Origin of the sequence: Rhodoferax sp. BLA1, assembly GCF_013416775.1 — a bacterium.
In the GTDB taxonomy this organism is placed as follows: Bacteria; Pseudomonadota; Gammaproteobacteria; order Burkholderiales; family Burkholderiaceae_C; genus Rhodoferax.
Genome location: NZ_SZVI01000012.1, coordinates 105,280 through 130,075 on the forward strand (window position 1 = coordinate 105,280; position 24,796 = coordinate 130,075).

Annotated in this window: 18 protein-coding genes; 6 read left to right on the top strand and 12 right to left on the bottom strand. The window is 58.3% G+C overall.

The window, feature by feature from the left end:
• Positions 1-105: 105 nt before the first annotated feature.
• From FDG13_RS13325 to FDG13_RS13340, 4 genes are read right to left on the bottom strand one after another with little or no spacing between them, the layout of a single operon-like run.
• Entirely contained in the window at positions 106-510 is a 405-nt protein-coding gene (locus FDG13_RS13325; protein WP_180128619.1) for a hypothetical protein, read from the bottom strand.
• A 36-nt stretch (positions 511-546) separates the two neighbouring features.
• On the bottom strand, positions 547-3,657 hold the full coding sequence (locus tag FDG13_RS13330) for an efflux RND transporter permease subunit (protein ID WP_180128625.1): 3,111 nt from the start codon (positions 3,655-3,657) through the stop codon (positions 547-549).
• Positions 3,654-4,799 carry an efflux RND transporter periplasmic adaptor subunit gene (locus FDG13_RS13335; RefSeq protein ID WP_255435248.1) on the bottom strand — a complete coding sequence of 382 codons (1,146 nt, stop codon included), beginning with the start codon at positions 4,797-4,799 and terminating at the stop codon, positions 3,654-3,656. The genes FDG13_RS13330 and FDG13_RS13335 overlap by 4 nt, the downstream gene beginning before the upstream one ends.
• A gap of 14 nt (positions 4,800-4,813) precedes the next feature.
• Complete coding sequence (locus FDG13_RS13340; RefSeq protein WP_180128628.1) at positions 4,814-6,247, bottom strand: efflux transporter outer membrane subunit; 1,434 nt, start codon at positions 6,245-6,247, stop codon at positions 4,814-4,816.
• A gap of 307 nt (positions 6,248-6,554) precedes the next feature.
• Here FDG13_RS13340 and FDG13_RS13345 point away from each other — a divergent pair, with 307 nt between their 5' ends.
• From FDG13_RS13345 to FDG13_RS13370, 6 genes are all read left to right on the top strand, one after another.
• Positions 6,555-7,373 carry a MipA/OmpV family protein gene (locus FDG13_RS13345; RefSeq protein WP_180128633.1) on the top strand — a complete coding sequence of 273 codons (819 nt, stop codon included), beginning with the start codon at positions 6,555-6,557 and terminating at the stop codon, positions 7,371-7,373.
• On the top strand, positions 7,370-8,056 hold the full coding sequence (locus FDG13_RS13350) for a response regulator transcription factor (protein WP_180128639.1): 687 nt from the start codon (positions 7,370-7,372) through the stop codon (positions 8,054-8,056). The genes FDG13_RS13345 and FDG13_RS13350 overlap by 4 nt, the downstream gene beginning before the upstream one ends.
• Entirely contained in the window at positions 8,025-9,464 is a 1,440-nt protein-coding gene (locus tag FDG13_RS13355; protein WP_180128643.1) for an ATP-binding protein, read from the top strand. Before FDG13_RS13350 ends, FDG13_RS13355 begins: the two co-directional genes overlap by 32 nt.
• Positions 9,465-9,835: 371 nt before the next feature.
• Positions 9,836-11,041, top strand: coding sequence for a diguanylate cyclase (locus FDG13_RS13360; RefSeq protein WP_180128646.1), 1,206 nt, complete (start codon positions 9,836-9,838; stop codon positions 11,039-11,041).
• A gap of 994 nt (positions 11,042-12,035) precedes the next feature.
• A complete protein-coding gene (locus FDG13_RS13365; protein WP_180128649.1) occupies positions 12,036-13,373 on the top strand; it encodes an IS1182 family transposase in 1,338 nt (445 codons plus the stop codon).
• A 278-nt stretch (positions 13,374-13,651) separates the two neighbouring features.
• Complete coding sequence (locus tag FDG13_RS13370; protein ID WP_180128653.1) at positions 13,652-15,574, top strand: PAS domain S-box protein; 1,923 nt, start codon at positions 13,652-13,654, stop codon at positions 15,572-15,574.
• Positions 15,575-15,863: 289 nt separating this feature from the next.
• Here FDG13_RS13370 and FDG13_RS13375 read toward each other — a convergent pair whose 3' ends face one another.
• The 8 genes from FDG13_RS13375 to FDG13_RS13410 all read right to left on the bottom strand — a co-directional run bounded on the left by FDG13_RS13375 (position 15,864) and on the right by FDG13_RS13410 (position 24,787).
• Positions 15,864-17,570, bottom strand: a complete 1,707-nt coding sequence (locus FDG13_RS13375; RefSeq protein WP_180128657.1) for a methyl-accepting chemotaxis protein — start codon at positions 17,568-17,570, stop codon at positions 15,864-15,866.
• Positions 17,571-18,834: 1,264 nt separating this feature from the next.
• Positions 18,835-19,617: a carboxymuconolactone decarboxylase family protein gene (locus FDG13_RS13380; RefSeq protein ID WP_218942728.1), complete on the bottom strand. Its 783-nt coding sequence runs from the start codon at positions 19,615-19,617 to the stop codon at positions 18,835-18,837.
• Positions 19,595-20,140: a cupin domain-containing protein gene (locus tag FDG13_RS13385; protein WP_255435249.1), complete on the bottom strand. Its 546-nt coding sequence runs from the start codon at positions 20,138-20,140 to the stop codon at positions 19,595-19,597. Before FDG13_RS13385 ends, FDG13_RS13380 begins: the two co-directional genes overlap by 23 nt.
• A 6-nt stretch (positions 20,141-20,146) precedes the next feature.
• Complete coding sequence (locus FDG13_RS13390) at positions 20,147-20,845, bottom strand: DUF4405 domain-containing protein (protein WP_180128666.1); 699 nt, start codon at positions 20,843-20,845, stop codon at positions 20,147-20,149.
• Entirely contained in the window at positions 20,842-21,378 is a 537-nt protein-coding gene (locus FDG13_RS13395) for a cytochrome P460 family protein (protein WP_255435250.1), read from the bottom strand. Before FDG13_RS13395 ends, FDG13_RS13390 begins: the two co-directional genes overlap by 4 nt.
• An 18-nt stretch (positions 21,379-21,396) precedes the next feature.
• Positions 21,397-22,500: an MBL fold metallo-hydrolase gene (locus tag FDG13_RS13400; protein ID WP_180128669.1), complete on the bottom strand. Its 1,104-nt coding sequence runs from the start codon at positions 22,498-22,500 to the stop codon at positions 21,397-21,399.
• Complete coding sequence (locus tag FDG13_RS13405) at positions 22,497-23,528, bottom strand: alpha/beta hydrolase (RefSeq protein WP_255435251.1); 1,032 nt, start codon at positions 23,526-23,528, stop codon at positions 22,497-22,499. Before FDG13_RS13405 ends, FDG13_RS13400 begins: the two co-directional genes overlap by 4 nt.
• A 38-nt stretch (positions 23,529-23,566) precedes the next feature.
• Entirely contained in the window at positions 23,567-24,787 is a 1,221-nt protein-coding gene (locus FDG13_RS13410; protein WP_180128673.1) for an aldo/keto reductase, read from the bottom strand.
• Positions 24,788-24,796 lie beyond the last annotated feature (9 nt).

A 24,796-nucleotide genomic window follows, 5' to 3' on the forward strand; every position in this document is an offset into this window, starting at 1 on the left:
TAGACCGGTGTCCAATAGTCAAACAGTAGTTTGACCTCGAAAAGGCCAATCGTCAGCTGTCTATTGCTTTAACCCACTGTGCCCTGGATGTGCCAAGGCTGTGCCTCAGGCAAGCATGATGAAACGGCAATTCAGGAAATATTGAGTATTGGTCTTGTGCCCTGGATCTTTGCACGAACAGCCGCCTTTTCTCATGCTTGCTGGTTTCGAAATCTGACTGATCAGATTTGTCCAAGTCTGCCAACCGAGGACTGCCCCCCCGAAACCGCCTAAAACCACTGCTGCGACAAGTCCGGGCCAGGAGCGGACGCTGGTGAGTGACAGCTTTTGAGCTGTAATTATCCGTACCAACAGCAAACCAAGTACCAGACCTTCACAGGCGTCATCTTTGAGTCCATAACTATCCGCCTCGGGCGTTCCGACCTTGATTAACCACACAAGTGCAGTTCCGCCTAGCACGAGCTGCCTGACGATCGTGCTGACCACGGAGCTATAGGTACTCGCGCTCATTGCAATGTCACTGAGCGCCAATACCGCTCGGCTTCTTTACAGAGGTGCATTCTCTGAGCCAACTGGCACGCCTATCTTTGCTGGACATGCTCCCATATCATGGACCGATGATATGGGAGGCAAGCGGCGGACACCCTTCCTGACCCACTGCAAGGCGTCGTCCAGATAGCTGTACACCACCGGGATGACGAGGAGACTCAAGAAGGTCGAGGTGATCAGCCCGCCGATCACGACGATCGCCATCGGCGCGCGGAAGCTCGGGTCGGCGCCCATACCAAGGGCGATCGGCATCATGCCGGCGCCCATGGCGATGGTCGTCATGACGATCGGGCGGACGCGCTTGCGGCACGCGTCGATGATCGCGTCCCAGCGATTCAGGCCTTGATCCCGGCGCGCGAGGATGATGTAGTCGATCAGCAGGATCGAGTTCTTCGTCGCGATGCCCATCAGCATGATCAATCCGATCATCGATGGCATCGACAGCGCTGATCCGGTGATGAACAGCGCCACGAACGCCCCCGGCACCGAGAGCAGGAGGGCGACCAGAATGGTCAGCGGTTGCACGAAGTCCTTCAGCAGCAAGACAAGTACCACGTAGATGCACAGAACGCCGGTCAGCATCGCCAAGGCGAAACCGGAAGCCAGTTCGCCCATCATCTCAGCGTCACCGCTTGAGGTCTGTGTCACGCCCAGCGGCAGTTTGCGCAGGCTGGGTAGGGCCAGGATGGCCTGTTCGACGTCACCCAGCTCGCGGCCATTCAACTCGATCTCGAAGTTGATGTTGCGTCTGCGGTCGTAGCGCGCAATCTCCGTCGGACCGCTACTGATCGCCAGCGTCGCGACGTTCTCCAGCGCCACGGGGCCGCGCGCACCGGGCACCGGCAGACGTTTGAGCGTCTCGAAGTCGTCGCGGGCGGCAGCGGAGAGCCTGACGACGACGGGTACCTGCCGCTCGCTCAGGTTCAGTCTGGCGAGTTCCTGATCGTTGTCGCCCATGGTCGCGACGCGCAGCGTTTCGGCGATCGCCTCCGAGGTGACGCCGAGGTCGGCCGCGCGTGCGAAATCGGGCCGCACGACCAGTTCGGGACGCACCAGGCCGGCGCTCGACGTGATCGCGCCGATACCGGGGATTGTGCGCAGTTCGCGCTCTACCTCATGCGCGTGCTGTGCAAGTACCCGACCGTCCTCGCCAGCAAGTACCAGGACATGGTTGTCGCTTGATCCGATCCCGATGCGTACACCGGGCAGGCTGCCAAGTGCATCGCGAAGCTGCTCTTCGATTCTCTGTTTCTTCACGCCGGGGCGGTCGTTGCGATGCGCTATGTTGATCGTCAATACGGCCGTGCGAACGTTCGCGCCGGTATCGGCTGACCCGATCGCCGTGTAGACCATCTTGACGTGTTCGTTCTTCTGCACGATGTTGCGCGCGCGCTCGGCGATCGCCAGCGTTTCGTGCAGCTTGCTGCCGGGCGGCAGTGTGAGTGTCACCTGCGTTCGGGCGTCGTCGTCCGGCGGCATGAAGCCGCCGGGAAGTGTCGTTGCGAGCAGCAGGCCACCAACCAGGAAAACGAGGGCTCCGGCGACGGTCAGGAAACGGTGGCTAAGACTCCAGCGCGCCCATGACAGATACACGCCTATCCATAGAAGTCCCGGTTCTTCAGGTCTCTTCGGCGAACGCAACATGTAGGCCGCCATCATCGGCGTCACCAAGCGCGCGACGACGAGTGAGAAGAACGCTGCAATTGCCGCCGTCCAGCCAAACTGCACGAAGAATTTGCCGACAGTACCGCTCATGAATGCCGTTGGCAGGAACACAGCAATCAGCGTGAAGGTCGTCGCGACGACTGCCAGACCGATCTCGTCGGCCGCCTCCACCGCCGCCTGCCACGGCGTCTTGCCCAACAGAAGGTGGCGCTCGATATTCTCGACCTCGACGATGGCGTCGTCGACCAGAATGCCGATGACCAATGACAGCGACAGCAGCGTCACCATATTGATCGTGAACCCCAGCAGATGGATAACCGCGAAGGTCGGTATCACCGAGAGCGGCAACGCGACCGCCGATACGAATGTAGCCCGCCAGTCGCGCAGAAACAGGAACACCACCAGTAAGGCAAGCACCGCCCCTTCGTAAAACAAGCCCATCGAGCCGTCGTAGCTCTCGACGACCGGATCGACGCGGTTGAAGGCTTCGGTGACCGAGATCGTCGGGTGCTTTTCTTTAAGCTGTTCAAGCGCAGCACGCACGCCTTCGGCGACATCGATCTCACCGGACCCGCGCATGCGCACAATCTCGAAGCCGACCACGGCCTTGCCGTCCAGAAGTGCGATCGATCGAGGCTCGGCCACCGTATCGGAGATTGACGCCACCTGATCAAGCCGGATGCTGCGGCCGTCGCTCAGCGTGAGCTCCAGCGCAGCCATCTCCTCCGCCGTCTGTACGGTGGCGAGGGTACGTACCGAATGTTCGCTGCCTCCGAAATCGGCACGGCCACCCGAGGCCTCCTGTTGTACCTGGCGCAACTGGCGCGAGATGTCGACCGCCGTCGCATTCAAGGCGAACAGACGCGCCGGATCAAGGTCGATACGCAGCTCGCGGGTGACGCCGCCAACCCTCTTGACCGCGCCGACGCCGGGAACGGCAAGCAAGGTTTTGCTGACCTCGTTATCGACGAACCACGACAATGCTTCGTCGTCCAGGCGCGACGAGGCGATCGTATAGGTAACGATCGGCTCGCCGGAGAACTCCATTTTTTTGATCACGGGATCGCGCAGCTCAGCCGGAAGGTCCGAACGGATACGGGCGATGGCATCGCGCACGTCGTCAATGGCTTCTTGCGTCGGTTTTTCGAGACGAAACTCGACCGTGATATCTACGTTGCTGTCAGTCAGGGTGCTCTGGATGTGCTTGACGCCCTGGACCGTTGCGAGCGAGTTCTCGATCTTGCGTGCGACTTCGCTTTCGAGCTGCACAGGCGAGGCGCCGGGCAGCGCAGCCATCACGCTGATCGTCGGTACTTCAACATCGGGAAGATCCTGAATTTTCATCGCCCGGAAGGCCAGCAGGCCCGCGAAGGTCAGCATGATGAAGAGCAGGATGGCTGGGGTCGGATTGCGGATCGACCAGGAGGAGATATTGAGTTTCATCGCGTTCCTCCTGCGGCCGAGGCCGAAGCCACGGCTGACACATCCGTGACGACGCGAACGAGATCGCCGTCGCCGATGAAACTCCCGCCGGAGGCGACCACGCGAGCTGACGCGTCGATGCCGCCGGTGATTTCGATGCGTGCTCCCGCGCGTCGTCCGACCGTCACCTTGGTCTGAATGACTCTGGAGTCCCGGTCAATACGTAGCACGTAGCTGAAACCGTCGCGCAACTGCACTGCGCTCAGCGGCAATGTCATGGCCTGCTCTGCGCCAAGGTCGAACTCGCCGCGCGCGAACATGCCGTCACGCGCCGGGGCGCCGGTCGGCAGGTCGACGTACACGAGGCCGTTGCGCGTCTGGAGATTGACCTTAGGGGCAAGCATTCGTAACTTGCCTTCTATCGTCTCGCCGCCAACCGGAATCAGGCGTGCGGCCTGACCCGGACGCAGCTTGGCGAGGTCGAATGCTGCGATCTCGGCACGCCATTCGAGTCGACCCCTGCGGATCAACCGGAACAGTTCCTGACCTGCGGGAAGCACCGCACCGACCGTGGCGCTACTGGCCGAGATGACGCCGTCGTCGGGGGCGTGCACCTGCGTCTGCGCCAGGCGCAGGCTCTGCGTTTTCTCGTCGGCCTGAGCCGCCTCCAGTTGCGCCCGGGCGGTGCGGTCGGCAGTGAGGTACTGCTGGATCTGTTGCGCCGAAATTGCGCCGGTCGTCTTGAGTTCGTCGGCGCGCTGCCTGTTGTCGATGGCTCCGGCGAGTGCCGCCTCGGCCTCGGCGACCCTGGCGCGGCTTCGTGCGAGTGCCGTCGTGACGGTGTCGGCAGCGAAAACGGCGAGTATCTGTCCGCGCCGGACACGATCTCCCACCTCGACCTTGACCTCGGTCAGGCGCAGGCCATCTGCCTCGGTGCCGATGCTGGCTTCCTGCCAGGCCATGATGTTCCCGTTGGCGGAGATCCTGATCGGCAGCAGTGCCGGTTCGAGCGTTGTGGCACTTACAGCCAATGCAGGTTTAGCGACTGCGGCGCTCTCTTCGCTTGCGGTTGTGGTTGTGGTTGTGGTTGTGGTGGCGCTGCGCATGGACAATACAAAGACGATGGCGATGATCGCCGCGATGGTGGCAGTGGTGATGACCAAGCGGGGTTTTCTCATTACTTCGTTCCTTGTCTTTCGGATGTGTTTGCAAGATTGCCGACGTCTGCATCGCGTGCAGCCTGCGTTTCTGTGGTGGACCAACCGCCACCCAGGGCGCGATACAAGGTGATCCAGGCGGTGATGCGCTCACGTCGGAGGTCGATGACGGCGCTTTGTGCGACGATCATGCTGCGACGCGCTTCTTCGAGTTCGAACAGGCTGACCATACCGGACTGGTAGCTCGCCTCGTTGGCTATGAACGAGCGCTCGAATCCCTCGGCAGCCGTCACAGCGTCCTGGCTGCGTTGCGTCGTGCTGTCCAGCCTAACGAGGGCGATCTCCACATCGCGTATCGCTTCACGCAGGCGCGCGGCATAGACGGTCGTGGCACTCGTGTAGCGAGCACGCGCCGCTTCCGCGTTGGCGCGGCGCGCCCCGCCGTCGAACAGCGGCAACGTGACCGTCACCGGCCCGATACTCCAGACGGTGCCGTTGGCACTGACCCCGCCGCTATTTATGCGCGTCGTCCCGATGTTTCCGACCAGCGCAATGCGCGGCCAACGCAGCGCCTGCACCTGGTCCGCGTCGGCGCTCGCTGCCACCACCTCACGCGCTGCTGCGTAGATATCGGGGCGCTGCGCAAGCACCTCCGCCGGCATCGCGGTGACGGCCAGTTCGATGGGCTCGGGTAGCTGCCCGGTTCGCGTGCCAAGGTCGCGGCGCAGTGCCGTCTCATCCTGTGCAGTCAGGGCATTCAAGGCCTTGATCAGCGAGTCGCACTGCGCCTGCCGCTGGATCAGCGTGACCCGGCCTTGTGCAGCGCTGGCAATGGCCAGGTCTGTCGCGGTCGGATTCTGGAAGCCGGCGTTCGCGGCCAGGCGGGTGATCTGTGCCGTCCGTGCGCGTGATCGGGCATCAATTTCAGTCTGTTGAACAAGCGCCTCACACGCCCGCAGTTCGACATAAGTCGTCGCCACTTCGGCGGCGACCGAGATCCGCGCGTCATGCCAGCCGGCCTGGCTGGACTCGAGCCGCGCTTGCGCGGAGTCGGCAGCGGCACGCCCGGCCCCGAAGAGATCGAGCTCCCAACCGAGCTGCAAGCCTGCCGAAGACTCGGTGCCAATCGAAGAACCAAGCTCTGATCGTCCCCGGCTTGCGCTGAGACTTGCATCAAGCGTAGGCATCAGCGCGGCTCCCCGTGCGACGCGCGCGGCCTGTGCATCGCTGATGCGCGCGGCGGCTTGCGCCAGTGTCGGACTGACCCGTTGCCCGGCCTCAACGAAACGCAGCATCAGCGGATCGTCGAACTGGGCCCACCATTGGCTCAGATCGGTAAGTTGCCCACCGTGCGGCAACGGTGCGTGCCATTGCGCGGTGACCGGCGCGTCAGCACTACCCGGCGTCGGTGCTGGCAGCGCCGACGCGCAGCCAGTCAGTAAAATGGTCGCCATGAGTTCGAACCCCGTTGTGAGCGCGGTCGTCAACCCTCCTACCCACCAATGCGCCCGGTAATCGGGTAGCACGTCAGCCCTCGCTGTGCGGTGCCGGCGGGATGCAAAATTTGCCGGAATGAAAGTGGTGGATAGATGCATGCGGTGCCCTCGTCTTGATCAGGCCGGGACTGTCTGGCAATTCGCCTTACCGAATACTTACCGATCGACGAGGTGATCAAAGGTGATTCGGAAAATGCTTGGTAAGTGTTCGGTAAGAAATCAGGTGCGACGATGGAACTCCTTCAACATCACCAGAGATGCACACATGCCACTACCACTTCCGTTATTTTTGATGTCCCATGGTTCTGCCTCGCGTATGGCGGTCGTTTCAGCGCTTGCCGTCGGACTATGCGCATCGGCGACCGCAGCGACCGCCGATGACAAGTCGTCTTCATCATCCTTCTCACTGGGACTTGGCGTCGTCAGTGAGCAGAAGCCGTATACCGGCATGGATCGGGACACCACTGCCTTACCATTGCTTCAGTATGAGAATAAGTACGTCCATATCTTTGGACCGCAGATTGGGCTCAAACTGCCCAGCCTCGACATCAGCAACTCTCAGAAACTCAACTTCAGCCTCGTTGGCAAATACGATGGAAGCGGTTACAAGGCCGATGACGCGCCCATTCTGACTGGCATGAGTGATCGCAAAGGCGGCATCTGGGCAGGTGCCGAAGTGGAATGGAAGAACGACCTAGCGGCCGTGAAAGCCGCGTGGCTTGCTGACACATCAGGCAACAGCAAGGGTCAAAAATTCAGTCTCGGCCTAGAGAAGACCTGGCGTTTTGGTGAGCATATGATGCTCACACCACGTGTAGAAGCGACCTGGTACGACAAGAAGTACGTCGACTACTATTTCGGTGTTCGTGACAGCGAAGCCAGCCAGAGTCGTCCAGCCTATGCTGGGAAGGCTGGCGTTGGTGCCGAGGTGGGCGTTCGTGGCATCTATATGTTCGATCAACGGCACTCTGTATTCCTGGATATTGCCGTGTCGAGCCTGCCAGAGGGGATCAAGGACAGTCCGCTGGTAGATAGCTCGACCGAAGATCGTTTACTTCTGGGATATACCTATCGCTTCCGATGAGTCGAATACTCCTGGTAGAGGACCATGACCGGCTGGCCCAGCTGATGTGCAAAGGGTTGGTGTCCGCCGGAATAGCCGTTGATGTGATTGACCGCATCGACACCGCATGGACGGCCATCCAGCAGATGCCCTACCAGGCCTTGGTCCTTGATCGGGGATTGCCGGATGGCGATGGGCTCGTCTTGCTGCAGAGGTTGCGTAAGGCCGGTAAGGGTGTGCCGTGTCTCGTGTTGACGGCACGCGACGCGTTGCATGACCGTATCGAGGGCCTCGAAGCGGGAGCCGACGATTACCTTGCCAAGCCGTTCGCCATGGACGAGATGGTGGCACGTGTGCGGTCACTATTGCGCCGTACTGTAGAGTTCCGCACGCTGGACCCCAGTCATGGCGATCTGACGTTACGTCCCGATGCCGGCGTTCTTTGCCGCGGGGACGAAAGCGTCACGCTCGCTCCGGCAGAGATCCACATCATGTTATTGCTGTTGCGCAAACAAGATGAGATCGTGCGTCGCAGCGCGCTGGAAGCCGCAGCCTGGGGGCTGAGCGAGGCGGTAACGCCGAACGCCTTGGACGTGGCCCTTCATCGGATCCGTCGAAAACTGCTCGTCATCGGGTCACGCCAACAGATTGTTAACGTGAGGGGACGCGGTTATGCTCTTCGTGAACATGACACTGCCCAATAGCCTGAGACTGAAGGTCCTGCTGGCCTATGTTGCGGGCATGATGCTGAGCATCACGCTGCTCGTGATTGTTGCCGTTGTGGTGCTCCAGAGCGATTTTCTGATCCGCATGGACTTGGCCGACGCCGTCGGTGATCTTGTGGATAACATCAAGTTCGATAGCAACGGCCGTCCGGTTGGGTTTGACGCTAGCCTGGACGATATGACTTGGCTATACGAAGGACCCCAACGCGAGACAGCTTATCGAATTCTGGACGAAACCGGCAAGGTCATGGTCGTATCGAGTGCTGGAGAAGGGTTTTGGCCGGTCGCAGGAGACCTTACTCGGTTGGCGCGGGGGACTTTCGATTTTGAGCACGATGGAATGACTATTTACGGGGCCACCGAAGCCATCGAACATGATGGAAAAACGTGGTATCTGCAGTTCGCAGCCAGCGCAAGGTTCATGGATCTCCTTCATAGTGTCGCCTTCCCACTTGTGGGATATGGCGTCACGGTGTTCGGTATTGTGACGTTTGTAGCTTTCGGTTTGTGTGCCTACGTTACCTTGCGCTACACCCTCAAACCTCTAGGCGATGTTTCGGATTCTGCGGCGGCAATCTCTCCACGCTCCCTTCACGCTCGCTTGCAGACCAAGGCCATTCCGACCGAGATTGAGCCTTTGGTCAACAGCTTCAACCGAGTTCTTGAGCGGCTGGAGCAGGGGTATCGCATCCAGCAGGAATTCCTCTCGACAGCGGCGCACGAGTTGAAAACGCCGCTCGCATTGATCCGCGCACAGATCGAATTGATCGACGATGGGGATAACCGCAAGTCATTGCTCAACGACGTTGAACACATGACGCGCCAGGTCCAGCAACTGTTGCTGCTGGCTGAAGCGAGCGAGGGACAGAACTACACTTTTACCGCGGTCGACGTACTGGAGGTGGCGACGGAGGCCGCCAGGTATCTGCAACGCATGGCGGATGCGGCGAGTGTTCGCCTAGTGACGCCCGGCAACGTTTCCGAGGTGCAATGGCAAGCCGATCGGGGGGCGCTCTTTACCTTGTTCAAGAATATGTTGGAGAACGCCATCCAGCATGCGCCCCGAGGTACGGAAGTTCTCGTGGAGGTAACCGCTGCAGAGGTCTCCGTACGTGATTGGGGGCCTGGGGTTAGTCTGGAGCAGCTCCAGCAGATATTCTCACGCTTCTGGCGTGGCGCTCATCGGCGCGATCACGGCGCCGGCCTCGGCTTGGCCATTTGCCAAGAGATTGCGCTGGCTCATGGATGGACGCTGTCTGCGTACAGGGCGGAGCCAGGCTTGAGACTTTGCTTGTCGCTTCCACACGAACAATCAGGGCAACTTGCGTGGTCACAACGGCAAGCTGTTGAGATAGCTTGTGAGTCCTCGCCACGTCATAGTGAATGAAGAGGCAGACGCGCGCGCCAGTTACAAACCGCATCACGTACTCAGATGCATGGTAGGGATTGCGGTGCTCGTCGAAGCAATAGAGGACACCGGCGGTTTCCTGAAGTTGAAACGACGCGCGATGCGCATACCGCTCGGAAGTACCGCAGGTCAATGTCGGCATACAAACAACGGGTCTACTCAGTTTGCTGCCGTAGAGAGCACCGCTTTTCCTGCGGCCCCGGGGTAGTGGTATCAATCCCCAAAGCGCAAGTGGCCTCGCAGTACCCGGAGATCGCCATCACTCAGGGCGATAATGGTATTGCCGTGCGGTTCGTTTAGCGTCTCGGTAGTGATGGGAATTGGCTGCCAAAGCCTGAGCCAGGAGTTTCATGCAAGGTTTGGATCCAAAAACTATCGTTTTCATTAGCGCAATCATGTCCGCAATGACGGTTCTGGTTCTTTATGGCGCTCACTTTGCATTTCACCGAGAAGTTGGTGGCATTCGCAGTTGGACCATTGCCTCCGTGTTGGTTTTCGTAGCATCGTGGTGCATAGTCCTTCGAGGACGAATTCCAGATTTCATCTCAATCGTTGTCGCCAACAACTGCTTGTTGGCTGGGTATTGGTTGATGATTCGCGGGACGCGAGAACTCAACGGCGATACGGGCGTGCCAATACACTGGTGGCGGGTTGGAGTTTATATTGGCTTCTGCACCGCTTGGTTGACCTTTTGGACGTATGCCGACCCTAACTTCATCGCCCGAGTTGTATTGGTTTCATGCATTGCTTGTGGCACCTACGCCTATCTTTGTTTATTGGCGTTCCGAACCGGGAGATCACCCCTCAATTTCCTGTTTGCAATCGGGATGTTCTTGGGCGTAGTAACCACGGCAGCGCGGATGGTTACTGGAATAGCGAGCTGGGGCAGTGCCTCGGAGGAAGCTCAATTGCCCAGTCCCAACGCCATCAACATCGTCTACCTTGGTGCTTATTCTCTGTTGTCCGTCCTGCACCCAGTCAGTTTCTTTCTGTTGGCTGCCCGCAAGCAGCGGTTTGTCCTTGTCAGCATGGCGAGCACAGACTTCCTGACCGGCGCCATGAATCGGCGAGGGCTAGTTGAAAAAGCCAACCCTTTAATTCAACTTGCCGAGCGCAAGGGGCATGACACATCCCTGATCATGATGGATTTGGACCACTTTAAGAAGATCAATGACTCTTTCGGACACGAAAGAGGAGACCAGGCTTTAAGGCATTTCAGTGAAGCCATCAGGGGCCTTATTCGCCAATCGGACCTATTTGCACGCATTGGAGGTGAAGAATTTGTTCTGCTTTTGCCTGAGACGAGGCAAGACAAGGCGATGGTCATTGCCAATCGTATCCATTCAATGCTGAATCGTTCACGTAGCGACGGCGTGCCCCCATATACGGCAAGCATTGGAGTCGCCACTGCCTTCGGCGGAGATTTCGCACGAGAGGCGACCAGCGAGACAATGTTAGAGCGACTGATAAAAATTGCCGATGATGCGGCTTACAAGGCCAAGAAAAACGGACGAAATCGGATTGAATTGGCGGAGGCATTCGGCATTCCGTCGTGAAATTTCCTCTGTGAAGTTGAGGAAATTGTTGCTGGCTGTACGCGGCTTGTCATTGTGCAAGTGCTACGTAATCCCGGACTATTCTTGACGACTACATTCAAAATTTCTCGAAGTACATGGCGACTCCGAAGTGAAAGTAGACGCTTTATATGTTTGTGTCCCTGGAGCCATAACCGTGCCGCTCTGGCACGGTTATGTTTCCGCGCGTCGTCATGGGCATCGAAGTTTTTCACTTGTCTCGATTTCCCACTGATTTGCTAGGCAAACTCAATGGATTGCAAGTTCAGGTGATGTCGGCAACACATTGGGACAATCTTTCGGGGCTGGTGTTTGCGGCACGCTTATGCTCTTCGCGGCACAGTTATGCATCCAACTCGACATCCGCGCGAGTCGACTGAGAATTTGTCAACGTCCGACTTGGCTGTGGCGGGTCCGTCGGGGGAACTGCGCTGAACCGCCCTCGATGCCAAACAATACTAGCCACAAGCGCCAGTAGCATCAGTGAGTAAGTTAGTCGAACGGAGTGCACCAGCGTGAAGGTATCAACAATCCAGGCGACGCCGGTCGCTGCGGCAACCGGTCCGGTCACACGCCACCACTTGAACGCAGTTTTCAGCGGAACTTCCAAGAGAAGGTCCATGCGTTTTAACGTGTGATGGAAGTGAATCCTGTCTTATGAACAAAGCAACTTTGGATCAAGATTTGACTCCCCGTACTCTTCAATAGTCGATTTATAGAAGAAATTCTAGTTATGCCAATCGCAACAGAAATTAAACGGCGATAAACCCTGCAAGGCCCAAGACTTGATGGCCAGTCTGAATGTCGGCTCCCCCTGCACAACTGACATCAGTTTCAAGCTAGAAGCTGTCTTCAAATTTTCGATCCCAATGCCTCAGACCGGTCATTTTGGCGCTATCGTTTGCCACCTAGGAGTCTGGGCGGCAGAAACCTCCTTCGGAGCTGAACCCTGGCACGAAGCCTGCTGAGCAAAGGCATGAGCACCAGCTATGTACCCTACCACCCTGAGCAACAACAACTTCTGCCGCCAGCCCTACAAGACTGGCTGCCCCAAGGCCACCTGGCCTACTTCATCAGTGACACCGTTGACAGTCTGAACCTGAGCACCTTTCATGCACGCTATGGAGCTGGCGGCGCGCGTAATCAGCCCTTTCACCCGGCCATGATGGTCAAAGTGTTGGTCTATGCGTATGCCACGGGCGTCTTCAGTTCACGCAAGATTGCCAGGAAATTGCATGAGGACGTGGCGTTTCGGGTGCTCGGTGCCGACAACTTCCCCGCCCACCGCACGATTCGGGACTTCCGTGCGCTGCACTTGGCCGAATTCACCGAACTGTTTGTCCAGGTCGTGCGCCTGGCGCGCGAGATGGGCTTGGTCAAGCTGGGCACCATCGCCGTGGATGGCACCAAGCTCAAAGCCAATGCCAGTCGCCACAAGGCCATGAGCTACGTGCGCATGCAGACAGCCGAAGTGCAGCTCAAAACGCAAATCACTGCGCTGGTGAAGAAGGCAGCCACTACCGACGAGGCTGAGAAGAACGAACCCGAGCTGGACATCCCCGCCGAGATCGAGCGCAGGCAAGCGCGCCTGAGTGCGATTGAGGCGGCCAAGGCCCGCTTGGAAGAGCGCCAGCGTTTAAGCGATGCGCAGCGCGGGCGCACCCCAGACGACGAACGCAAGCCCCGGGACAAAGACGGTAAACCCAAAGGTGGCAAGCCCTACCAACGCGACTTTGGTGTTCCTGCGCCCAAGGCCCAGGACAGCTTTACCGATCCCGAGGCACGCATCATGAAACGTGTCGGTGGCGGGTTTGATTACAGCTATAACGCGCAGACCGCAGTGGACGAGGCCGCCCACATCATCGTGGCCGCAGAGGTGGTCAACACCAGCTCGGATGTGCAGCAACTCCCGATGGTGTTGGCGGCCGTCAAGGCGCATACCCAATCGGATGCAGCACAGGTTCTGGCCGATGCGGGCTACCGCAGTGAGGCGGTGATGGTGGAGTTGGCTATCACCCACCCCAATACGCAACTGGTGATTGCCTTGGGCCGCGAGGGCAAAGTGCTGGCTAAACCACGGGATGTACAGCGCTACCCGCACACGCTGGCCATGGCCGCCAAGTTCGAAACAGAACAGGCAAAGATCGATTACCGCAAACGCAAGTGGATTGCCGAGCCACCCAACGGCTGGATCAAGAACGTTCTGGGGTTCAGGCAGTTCAGTATGCGGGGGTTGAAGAAGGTTCAAGCCGAGTTCAAGCTCGTTTGTTTGGCCCTGAATCTGCGCAGAATGGGTGCCATGCAGATGGGTTGAGGCAAAGTTGGGCCCAAGAACCCATCGTGAAAACACCGATGGAGCGGTCACGGGCAGGTCTTCAGTGCGCTCATCGTCGAAATTGGAGCACCCAGAGACAACTCGCCCGCCTGATCAAAGCGCCATGGACTCAAAAAATGTTCTGCCGCCCAGACTCCTAGGCCAGACTGACGGAAAACTCAACGCAAAATACAAAGTGAGGTGGCGCACCGATGCGGCCGCCAGTCGTGGAAAAGATCGACATTCATTTGTGTCGAAAGCACAACCAAGGGGTGATCATGACCGCCGCCGCACTTCCTGCCAATGAGAATGAGCGTATCGCTCTCCTCCATGCACTGGATTTGTTGGACTCCCCAGCGGAGCCCAGTTTTGACCGTATTACCAGACTGGTGGCTCGTACCCTGCGTGTGCCCATTGCCCTTGTATCCTTGGTGGATACCAATCGTCAATGGTTCAAGTCGCGGGTAGGTCTGGATGCACTTGAAACTCCGCGTGAGTTTGCTTTCTGCGCACACGCCATCTTGCAGGAAAGCCCGATGATCGTCGGGGATGCGACCAAAGATGATCGTTTTGCAGACAACCCGTTGGTCATTGGCGACCCGAGCATCCGGTTTTATGCAGGCGCGCCTATTGTCACCAGTGGAGGTTTGGTACTTGGCACACTGTGCGCTATCGATTCTCAACCGCGGGTTTTGATGCAGGATGAAATTGATACGCTGATTGATCTGGCTGATTTGGTCAGCAAGGAGATTCAGCAACGTGAGACCGCCTTGCTCGCACGTACCCATATGGAGCATGCGCAATCGGCTATCGAAGTGAGTGAATCGCATTTTCGATCCATCTTTGAGCGCGCCGCACTCGGCATTGCCCTTGTGGCACCCGATGGCGGGTGGATCAGCGTCAATCAGTCCCTGTGCGATATTGTGGGCTATAGCCAAACCGAATTGCTTGGACTAACTTTTCAGGATATTACCCATCCGCAGGACCTGGAAACCGATCTGAGTCTTCTGCAACAATTGGTTGAGAGCCAAATTGACCATTACCAGCTTGAAAAACGTTATTTTCGCAAGACCGGGGAAGTGGTGTGGATCAGCCTCAGCGTCACCAAACAATTGGCGGCCAACGGTGAGCTTGAATACTTTATTTCTTTCATCGAGGATATCCATGCTCGCAAGGAGGCGGAGGCTTCCCTGGCTACGCTGCGACGAGACCTTGAACACCGCGTTGAGGAACGCACGCATGAATTGCGCACCGCCAACGAGATGCTGTCTTACAGCATGGCGCAGCAGGTCAGTTACCAAAAGGCATTGATCAAACGCGAGGCCGAGCTAAGCGCGGTGATCGAGAACGCCAATGATGCCTACGTGTGCATGGACCAGGCGGGGGTGGTCAGTGACTGGAACCAACAGGCGCAGAATACTTTTGGCTGGTCCGCTGAAGAAGCGATTGGGCGTCGCCTGGAAGAGTTGATCATCCCGCCTCGCCTGCGTGAGGCGCACGTCGCTGGGATGAAGCGCTATCTGAGGTCCGGCGAGTCCAGGATGCTGAATCAGCGACTCGAACTGTCCGCCATGCGTCGTGATGGCAGTACCTTGCTAGTAGAGGTGCGTGTACGGGCACTCGATCTGGATGGACAGAAAATTTTCAGTGCATTCCTGCATGACATCACAGAACGCAAGCATCATGAAGAACAGAGGGAGCATGAAGCCCGGCACGATGCGTTAACGGGGCTTCCCAATCGCCGCGCCTTGTTTGAAATACTCCCACAGGCGATAGCCCGCTCGAACAGAAACCACACCCAGACTGCTTTGTTATTTCTTGATCTGGATGGTTTTAAAGCGGTCAATGACACGTGGGGACATGAAGCAGGTGACAGTTTATTGAAAGAGATTGCCAGCAGACTATCAAACTGTGTACGGGAAACTGATGCCGTGGCCCGGTTGGGCGGTGATGAATTTACTTTGATTCTGGAAGGGCTGTCGGGCCGTGAAGCAACTGTCTGGGTGGCAGAGAAATTATTGGAGACTATCTCAATACCTGTTCCGATTGGAGCAGCGTCAGCACAGGTTAGCGCGAGTATTGGCATTGCTTTGTATGTCCCTGATTCTGATATGTCACCAGACCAACTGGTTACTGCTGCAGACGCAGCGATGTATGAGGTCAAGCGTGCCAGCAAATCTGGTTACAGGTTTGGCAACTGAGCACCGACTCAATAGTTGGTAGACCACCAAGCGATGCTGGCGTGCAGGCCTGTGTGCAAAAGCAGCCACCAATTCGCGTTGCTAGGTGATGCAATGATCCTTGTTCAAGTGCAAGCCCTATAGATCGGCTGGGTTAGATTTCTGATCAACAGTTAAACCTTCCGTTGAGCATCCACAAAGCGGTCACTATTCCAGCATCAAGATAGAGACTTTCTGTCCATACACTCCTCAGTGCGAGCATCGGTAAAGGAATCACATTGCGGATGTCGTCGTTGGTCAGTAATCGCGGTTAAAAACTCTCCCACTCCTCATTACCCGCCTTGGCACCGCTGTCATGGGTCAGGCTTGCCGGTTTGGATGCGGCTTTGGCAGCCACCTTCTTGCTCGGTGCAGACGATTTGTGTGCGCTGATCACGGTTCTGGCATGTATTGCGGGTGCTGCATAACCTGCATCCTGCCCAGGCGTTAACTTGAACACCGCCACCGTACTCACCAGCTCCTGCGCCTGGCTCCTCAAACTGGATGCCGCTGCCGCCATCTCCTCCACCAAGGCCGCATTCTGCTGCGTTGCCTGGTCCATCTGCGTCACCGCTTCACCGACCTGGCTCACCCCTTGGCTTTGTTCGGTACTGGCCGCACTGATCTCTCCCATGAGGTCGGTCACCCGTTTGATCGAGGTCACGACTTCTGTCATGGTGGTACCGGCCTGATCGACCAGAGCCGTGCCTTGTTCGACCCGCTCCACACTGTTGTTGATCAAGATCTTGATTTCCTTGGCCGCTTCTGCACTGCGTCCGGCCAGGGAGCGCACTTCAGATGCCACCACCGCAAAACCACGGCCCTGTTCACCTGCACGGGCGGCTTCGACGGCCGCATTCAAGGCCAGGATGTTGGTCTGGAAGGCAATGCCGTCAATCACGCTGATGATGTCGCTGATCTTGCGGCTGGCTTCGTTGATGCCTTTCATGGTGTCCACCACCTGGGCGACCACTTCACCACCTTGCACCGCAACAGTCGATGCACTCAAGGCCAACTGGTTGGCCTGACGCGCGTTGTCGGCGTTTTGTTTGACGGTGGAAGACAGTTCTTCCATGGACGCAGCGGTTTCTTGCAGCGCACTGGCCTGGGATTCGGTGCGGCTGGAGAGGTCGTGGTTGCCTTGGGCAATCTCGGAGCTGGCGGTGGCGACTGATTCGGAGCCTTGGCGTACACGCTGGACCACACCAATCAGGCTGGCCTGCATGCGGGACAGGGCTTGTAACAGGTGGGCGATTTCGTCTTTGCCGTCCTGGGGCAGGGCCTGGCTCAGGTCACCTTCACCAAAACGTTGTGCGGCGGTACTGGCCATGTCGATGCCTTTTGCAATGCCGCGCGAGATGCTCCAGCTGGCGAAGACGGCGATGCCGATGCACAGGGCCAGCAACACACCACCGACCAGGTAGAGTTGGTTGAAGATGGCTTCGATGTCATCTTGGGATTTGCTGATGCTGGCGATTTGGCCGTCCACCAGAATTTGGGAAACACGGATGTACTCTGCCGTGGCGGGCACCAGCTTGTCGTGTACCAGCGTCTGGGTAGCGGTTTCGTCGCCAGACGCTTTCGTGGTGTACACCTGCTCGCGTACCGTTAGGTAGGATTTGCGTACGTCACCCATGGCTTCCACATGTTTCAGGGTGTCTTCGTCCTTGGCCAATTCCAGAAATTTCTTTTGTATCTCCGTGATGCTGGCGCTGGTGGCGGCCACATCCGCCTTGAAGAAATCAGCCATGGCTGGCCCGGGGGAGTATGCGATGGCCAATGCACGCACAGAGTTCTGGCGGGTGTTGGCTTGCCACCTTTCTGCCAGGTCCAGCAGCTGTGTTTCGGTTTCCATATGAGCTGTGGCCTGCGATACCTGGTGCATTCGCCACGCCGTGAAGCCGGACAAGACCAGAAAGGCGAGTGTGATGGCGGCAAAGCCAAGGGTGAGGCGGGTGGAGATTTTCAGGTGGTTCATGTGATATCTGTCAGGGTGGGAGGTTGCCACCATCATAGAACCGCAGGAAACAGCTGCGTGTGCAAAAGTGCACGGTATAAACCCTTCCTTGGATGTGTGACTTGGCTTGTTTGGCTCAGGCCTCAAGTGCCTGCGGGCACATGACCAGACTGCAACCGACCTGGGTCACCCGTCATCCAGAAGGGGGCGGCCGGGCGGCAAGGGTCAGGCCGAGGCGAATGGCCCGGAAAATATCAGATGTTTTGGGTTATGGTCCTTGTTGGATAAGCGTTAGTAGCCATCAAATAGATAGCTTTAGAGCGTTTCCCAGTCGGCATCGTTGCCCGGAGAGGTTGGCACTGCGGGCTTGCTCACTGATGCCGCCAGTGCGGTGGCGCTCGGGGCTGGGCGTGCTGGTCCGTCCAAGTGCTTTTTTGCGTTGGGGTGGGTTATTGCCGACAGCTTTTGCTGCGTAGGTGCCACCGCTGGCTGTACCCGCACTGGCGTCCGGTGGCCATCCCAGATAAGCAATTGCAATTGGCAATGAACCTGCGTGGTCTACAGGTCATTGGCAGAGGAGAGGTTAACAGTTACCGCAACGATGGTCAGAGATTTCTGGAATACGCATATCAACATAGGTGGCTGTTAACGCCGATATTGGAATGACAGGGTTCTGGTACTTGTGCCGGTGACGGAGTGACACACCTGTGATGTTCTGCAAACTGCAGCGGACACCGCGTTCAAGGGTGCTTTTGCCTATCAATCCCCAACCAGTACAGACGGCTAATTGGGTATCGGCGGCAACAAACTCTCCAATGGTGGTCGCTGAAACGGTTCTCTATTGAAGAATTTTGGTTTTTTTGGTCATTCATGGCCAATAGTCCAATGACTCCTGAAGTTGCACAACCTAAGTCAGTTTCAAGGCTCAATGCGGGTGCATACGACTGTCCAGTATCTGGCGATCTAGCTCAAGGCGGTACAACGGCCATTCACCGTGCTCGTCAAAGTGCACCATAGTGGGAAGCTCCAGTTTTAATACAGCCGACATTCGACTCACGCCCAGGGTATGGTCCGCATTGTCCAATGCAGCAACCACCAGGTCGATGACACTGCGCAGTTTGGGGCCTGCGCCGGTCCGGTGCATACATGAAGTGAGACGGCCGCGTCGGTATGGGAACGTCAGCTAGCACCTATTTGCAGGGTTGCAGCCTATATTCGCACTGTCCGGGTCCAGTTCTGTGCCAACACTTGCAGACATGCCACTGGGCGCTGACAGCCCGGGTGCTCAGCGGGACGCCGCCGCAAGGGCCTGCGTGAGCGCAACATCGGCACGTTGGGCGGCCGTTGCATCACCACGCTCAGCCAGCACCGCGACCAACTGACGCAACTGTGCAGCCGTCAGACCTGTCCGCATGCTGGCGGCCATGTGCGAGCGCAGTTGCGATTCCACGCCAGGCGTTGCGGCCAGTGCTCCGACCGTGGCTAACTCACGGCTTTGCCAGTCGAGGTTGTCGCGTTCGAAAATGTCGCCGAACAAATGGGTCTGCAGGAACTGGTTGATGGCGGGGGCAAAGTCCGTCACTGTGTTCTTGACCGGCCCGCCGGAAATTTTGGTCTGGTTGGCTGTGCCAACCGCGAGCAACTCGTCACCGGTGGGAATGGTTCGGCTTGGCTCGCGCCCCGGTGCGTCCTGAATGCCACGTTGTTTGCGCGCGTCCACCACCTTCAGCAACTCACCCAGCGCGTTGAGACTGCGCGGAAAACCGGCGTAGGCATAAAGATGTACCAGGATTTCCTTGGCTTCGCTGACGGTCAGGTCCGAGTCCAAACCCGCATGCAAAGCGGCGTTGAGCTTGGGCATGTCGCTCGCCGCCACAAAGGAGGCGATCAGCGGGATGGCTTGCTGCCTAGCGGAAAGCGTCTCTGAGCGGCTTGGTGTGGTCACGGCGAGCGGTTCCGGGTTGTTCTGAGCGGCGTAGGCAGGTGCGGTCACCAGGCCGAGACCCAGAACCATGGTGACTGCTGCCGCCCGAAAAAGGCGTTGCTTAGCGGGCGTTGTATTGTTCATCGGTCACTTTCTCCATCCAGGTTACAGATTTGCCATCAACGGAGCGACCCACAGCCAAGTGGGTCATTGCTGAGTTCGCCGTAGCACCGTGCCAATGTTTAACTTCGGGCGGGCACCACACGACATCGCCTTCGCGGATGACTTGCACGGGCTTTCCCCATTCCTGCGTCAGTCCGATACCCGATGTCACCACCAGCCGCTGCCCTGCCGGATGCGTGTGCCATGCAGTGCGCGAACCGGGATCGAATGTCACATAGGCACCGTACGCATTGACGTCCTCGTTGGCGGAAAACAAGGGGTCAACCCGCGCACGCCCGGTGAAGTAATCGGCCGATCCGTATATTGGCTTTTGTTCGCCTGCACGTGTGATGAGTTGGGCAGGGGGGCCTGATGCAACCGTTTGGCCAGCTTGGCCTTGGGGTTCGGCTGCGCTAGCAAATACAGCGACGGCACACAGGGTCATTCCCAATAAAAACGGTTTCTTCATAAGCACGAGTCCTTTCTGTAAAACTTGGTTGGTCATAGATGCTCAGTTGGCTGCGTTTTCGGTGACGCGTACACGCTTTGCGCGCTGCGTCCACAACACAAAGTAGTAGCTGACAGCCGCATAAAGCCCCGCTACTGCTGAGCAATGCAGAAAAAAACCTGCGGAGGATTCCCCAAAATCCCACCAGTCCGGGAGCGGCTGAAGGAAGAGCTTCGAGCCGATATTCAGGACGAACGAACTGCGAATGCCCTGGATCGTGATGGCCACGGCGGCGAGCCGCAGTACCCAGGTTCGTGCTGAACTTGCGGACTTGATTCCACTTACAGCGCGCGCCATGCCCATGAGCATGGTCCAACGCGTGCCAACGTGAGCGCCAAGGATGATGAGTCCCCAATAAGCGGCCAACGCGTGGATTTGCTTTACACGAAAGGAGTTGTTCAGTTCCAATGCGGTGAACAAGGCGTTGGAGACCATCACACTCGTCACCAGCAAGGTCAGCATGACTGTCGCCAAGCACACCACAACGGCCCTGTTGATGACACTGCGTGCATCCAGCGGGCCGTGTACCAGCCCTGCGTACCAGCGGCGATTGAACACGTTATGCACCACCAGCAGTACCAGCATGCCGGTCCCGGCCACCTCATGAAAGAGATTGTCCTGCCAGTAGTAAGGCAAGACCACGAGCATCAGCGCGGCCGCCGCCAGAACGATGCCCAATCGGGTCAGAAGATGGATCTTCATTTGCTCGGTGTCGCCGCCGGGTCGAAGCTGCGCAATTCGCTGAAGGTATACAGGAACTCGTCGTCCTTGCGCGGCTCATGACAGGACTGACAGCGCGCCGTGTTCTCACTCGGGTTGATGGACTTCTGGTCCGTCAGGAACCACTGGAACTGCCAGTCACCGGTCCGGCGACGTGCGTCGTAATCCTGCCCCCAACCCGCACCTTTTTGCATCACGAAGTAGCGCGAAAGCTTGCCGTCACGATGGTCGACCAGCACAAAGTGCGTTCCGTTCGGAAAAGGCTGACCCTTCTTGGCGGCATCAATCGCCTCGCGCGTGGTCAACATATGTTCCACCGCGTTGCCACGCCGTACCGTCGTGTAGTGGATCAGCTTGTCCAGGTCAGGAAACGTCACACGGTTGCCCTCTGCCAGCACATCGGTACTTAGCAAGGCCGTGCCGCCTGCCAAGACCAGCCAGACCGCGCTGGCCAGGCCAACGGCCGACTTTTGACACAGGGTTGACACCATGGATTTAAAAGAGAAGTGGGTCATGTGGATCCTTGGGTTGTGTCATCGTTGTGCGGTTTGTTGCCACCATCTGCTTCCCGGTGTGGGCGCAGACAGGCTCATGCGCTCGCCCATCATGGGTGTGCTAAGAGACAGGCCATTGGCGCCGGCCAGGTCTGCAATCTGCTCCATCGGGTCGTTCCAGGCATGCATGGCCAAATCAAACGTGCCGTTATGGATTGGAAAAAGCCATTTGCCATTCAGGTCGGCGAACGCCTTGAGAACCTGATCAGGCAGCATGTGAACGTACGCCCAGCGCTTGTCGTAAGCCCCCGTTTCGATGAAGGCCACGTCGAACGGGCCATACCGCTTGCCGATTTCCTTGAACCCGTCGAAGTAACCGCTGTCGCCGCTGAAGAACAGCTTGAAGTCCCGGCCAGCAATCACCCATGACGACCACAATGTGGAATCGGCATCGGTGAGACCGCGCCCCGAGAAATGTTGTGCCGGCGTCGCGATGAAGCGCACCCCCTCAATGGTGGTGCCATCCCACCAGTCGAACTCCTGCACCTTGCTGGCAGGCACGCCCCATGTGATGAGGGTTGCACCCACGCCCAATGGCGCAAGAAAGTGCTTCACCCGACCTTGAAGCGCTAGGATGGTCGCGTGGTCCAGATGGTCGTAGTGGTTATGCGAGATGATCACGCCCTCAAGGGGCGGCAGTTCATCGACCGCGATGGGTGGCGCGTCGAAGCGCTGTGGCCCGTACCATTGAACGGGCGAAGAGCGTTCGCTAAAGACCGGGTCGGTCAACCACAGCTTGTTGTTGAGTTTGAGGAGCAGGCTCGAATGTCCCAGCCGCCACACACTGTGGTCGGGCGCATCCAGAATGGCTTCCCGGGTCACCTTCAGCATCGGAACAATGCGGTCTGGCCTGGTGTTGGCCGACTTGTTGAACAGAAAGTCTGCCCATACCCGCACCCCATCAACAAAGCTGCGCTCGGCCCTTGGTACCACGTTGTGGAAGCGCCCATCCCGAAACTGGGGTGATTGCGGATAGGACGATGGCCGGGATGTGGTGGCGCAGGCCACGACAGCACTCACAACGGCGACAGCAATCACAAGGCCAAACGCCCACCGTCTACGCGGTACTTTGTTGGCGCTCATCGCTTCACCATGAATCGTTCCCAAAAGCGGGTAGCCTCCAGGACCCAGCCCTCGGCCGGTGTACCGGCGCCCGTGCCGAAACCGTGACCCAGGCCAGGGTATTTGTGATATTCAACCAGTGTTCCAGCCTTTCGCAGGGCTGCAACGCGTCGTTCCATGATCGCCGGTGGGGCAATGCCGTCATGTTCACCGACAACTACGAAGGTGGGTAGTTCATCCGACGAATAGTCGGAATGGCCGGTGTAAGCCATCACCACAGTGGCAGGCTTGGGCAGCGCTTTGCCGCCAAACGCGGCGACTCCGTGTGAACCAATGGAGGCTGCCATCCTGGCCCCGGCCGAACTGCCCCACACCGAATAGTCCTGGGTACCGACGCCAAGGGTGGCGGCATGCTCAAAAATGTACGAGATGGCCGCTGCCAGATCCTGTGTCGCAACCCCACCACCATAACCTGCACGGTATTTCAGGACAAAGGCGTTGTAACCCAGCTTGTTGATGTCAACCGCATAGGGAAACCCTTCATGCACCGAGCCGACATAGGCAAACCCGCCGCCGGGGGCAATGATGGCAAACGGCGCACCGGGTTTTCCGCGCAAAAAGAACAACCCGGCATGCCTTTTGGAGGGGGCCAATCGCTTTTGTTCCTCGGAATAGAAATCGAAAAACACGGTCCTTCCCTGCCCGACATCGTCAATCATCCGGTTCAAGGCGCTCACCACCACCTCGGGGACAACCTGGCTGTGGTAGGGCAACAGCGCGCCGATGTCGCTCAAGCGCATCTCGCCATCGTAGGGACGGTCATCCCAAGGCAGCAGCAAACGGGCGAAACCGGCAAACGCCGGATGGTTCAGAAGGTCCGAGATGCGGCTGCCAGTACTCAGCGGATTGGCTTGAACCCTTGACTCTTGTTGAGTTGCGCCGTTTCCTGGCATGCGTGCGTGCGCCTGCATATCGCTGTCGCCAGCCTCGGCCAAAGAGGCCGTTGAGGACAGCAACAGCGACAGACCTGCCGATTTCAGCGCCTGCATTGGAGTCTTCTTTTGGACCATTCGTCTTTTCCCGCTTCTCAGCGCTTCAGAGGTGCTTCCACCCCAGACATCAACATCACCGCCGGTGGCAGTCGCGCGCCTTGGATGTTGACGGCGGCCACTGCGGCGTTGAGTTGCCGGAGTTCATCGGCCGTGAACGAAATCGCTGCCGCACCCAGGTTTTCTTCCATGTGCGCCATATTGGTGGTACCCGGAATCGGCACAATCCACGGCTTTTGTGCCAGCAACCAGGCCAGTGCCAGTTGCGCGGGTGTGGCGTTCTTGCGCTCGGCCCAGTCCCGAACCACTTGGACCAAGGCCATGTTGGCAGGCAGAGCCTCGGGTGCAAAGCGCGGCACTACGGCACGGAAGTCCATCACAGGTGTCGACGCAAAGCGCGAATCGGCCTTGACCGAGCCGGTGAGAAAGCCCATGGCCAGCGGGCTCCAGCAAACAAAACCAATGCTCAGCTCCTCGCAGACGGGGAGCACTTGCGCCTCCGGCCCTCGCCACAGCATCGAGTACTCGTTCTGGATCACGGTCAGCGGCTGGACCGCATGCGCACGGCGGATCGTCTGCACGCCAGGTTCTGAGAGACCGAAGTGCAGCACCTTGCCCTCGGCGATCAGATCTTTCACGGCACCAGCCACGTCTTCAATCGGCACAGCCGGATCGACCCGATGCTGCACCAGCACGTCGATGCGGTCCGTTCTGAGGCGGCGCAATTGCGCTTCGACTACTTGCTTGATGTGTTCGGGTCGACTGTTCAGGCCACCCAAACGCTTGCCCGTCTTCTGATCGAGATCCATGCCGAATTTGGTTTCCAGGACGATCTTGTTACGTATGCCTTGCAGCGCCTCACCAACGATCTCCTCCGAGAGAAACGGTCCGTACACCTCGGCGGTGTCGATGAAATTGACACCCAGGTCCACAGCGCGTTGGATGAGCCGGACAGCCGCCGGGCGGTCAAATGTGCTGCTGTAGGAATCCGCGACCACACCGGGTGTGGCGCCTGGGCGCCACTGGCAACCCAGGCCGACTGGGAAAACCTCAAGCGTGCCCAGTTTGCGCCGTTGTCCTGCGGTTAGTCGACGCATCGCTGCATCGTCAGCTCCATTGGCGATGGATGCAGTTTGACTGGCACAGGCGGACAGCAGCCACGGCGCAATACCCAGAGTGGCGGCTGTTGCCAGCAACTGACGGCGCTGCAGGCCGCGCGGTTCTTGGTCAGAAGAGGTGGGGCTGTGGAAGATGGACATGGTAAAAAC

Excerpts from the sequence above, each read along its gene's own strand:
- FDG13_RS13325 (WP_180128619.1), bottom strand. The coding sequence starts at position 510 with ATGAGCGCGAGTACCTATAGCTCCGTGGTCAGCACGATCGTCAGGCAG.
- FDG13_RS13330 (WP_180128625.1), bottom strand. The coding sequence starts at position 3,657 with ATGAAACTCAATATCTCCTCCTGGTCGATCCGCAATCCGACCCCAGCC.
- FDG13_RS13340 (WP_180128628.1), bottom strand. The coding sequence starts at position 6,247 with ATGGCGACCATTTTACTGACTGGCTGCGCGTCGGCGCTGCCAGCACCG.
- FDG13_RS13345 (WP_180128633.1), top strand. The coding sequence starts at position 6,555 with ATGCCACTACCACTTCCGTTATTTTTGATGTCCCATGGTTCTGCCTCG.
- FDG13_RS13350 (WP_180128639.1), top strand. The coding sequence starts at position 7,370 with ATGAGTCGAATACTCCTGGTAGAGGACCATGACCGGCTGGCCCAGCTG.
- FDG13_RS13355 (WP_180128643.1), top strand. The coding sequence starts at position 8,025 with ATGCTCTTCGTGAACATGACACTGCCCAATAGCCTGAGACTGAAGGTC.
- FDG13_RS13360 (WP_180128646.1), top strand. The coding sequence starts at position 9,836 with ATGCAAGGTTTGGATCCAAAAACTATCGTTTTCATTAGCGCAATCATG.
- FDG13_RS13365 (WP_180128649.1), top strand. The coding sequence starts at position 12,036 with ATGAGCACCAGCTATGTACCCTACCACCCTGAGCAACAACAACTTCTG.
- FDG13_RS13370 (WP_180128653.1), top strand. The coding sequence starts at position 13,652 with ATGACCGCCGCCGCACTTCCTGCCAATGAGAATGAGCGTATCGCTCTC.
- FDG13_RS13375 (WP_180128657.1), bottom strand. The coding sequence starts at position 17,570 with ATGAACCACCTGAAAATCTCCACCCGCCTCACCCTTGGCTTTGCCGCC.
- FDG13_RS13380 (WP_218942728.1), bottom strand. The coding sequence starts at position 19,617 with ATGAACAATACAACGCCCGCTAAGCAACGCCTTTTTCGGGCGGCAGCA.
- FDG13_RS13385 (WP_255435249.1), bottom strand. The coding sequence starts at position 20,140 with ATGACCAACCAAGTTTTACAGAAAGGACTCGTGCTTATGAAGAAACCG.
- FDG13_RS13390 (WP_180128666.1), bottom strand. The coding sequence starts at position 20,845 with ATGAAGATCCATCTTCTGACCCGATTGGGCATCGTTCTGGCGGCGGCC.
- FDG13_RS13395 (WP_255435250.1), bottom strand. The coding sequence starts at position 21,378 with ATGACCCACTTCTCTTTTAAATCCATGGTGTCAACCCTGTGTCAAAAG.
- FDG13_RS13400 (WP_180128669.1), bottom strand. The coding sequence starts at position 22,500 with ATGAGCGCCAACAAAGTACCGCGTAGACGGTGGGCGTTTGGCCTTGTG.
- FDG13_RS13405 (WP_255435251.1), bottom strand. The coding sequence starts at position 23,528 with ATGCAGGCGCTGAAATCGGCAGGTCTGTCGCTGTTGCTGTCCTCAACG.
- FDG13_RS13410 (WP_180128673.1), bottom strand. The coding sequence starts at position 24,787 with ATGTCCATCTTCCACAGCCCCACCTCTTCTGACCAAGAACCGCGCGGC.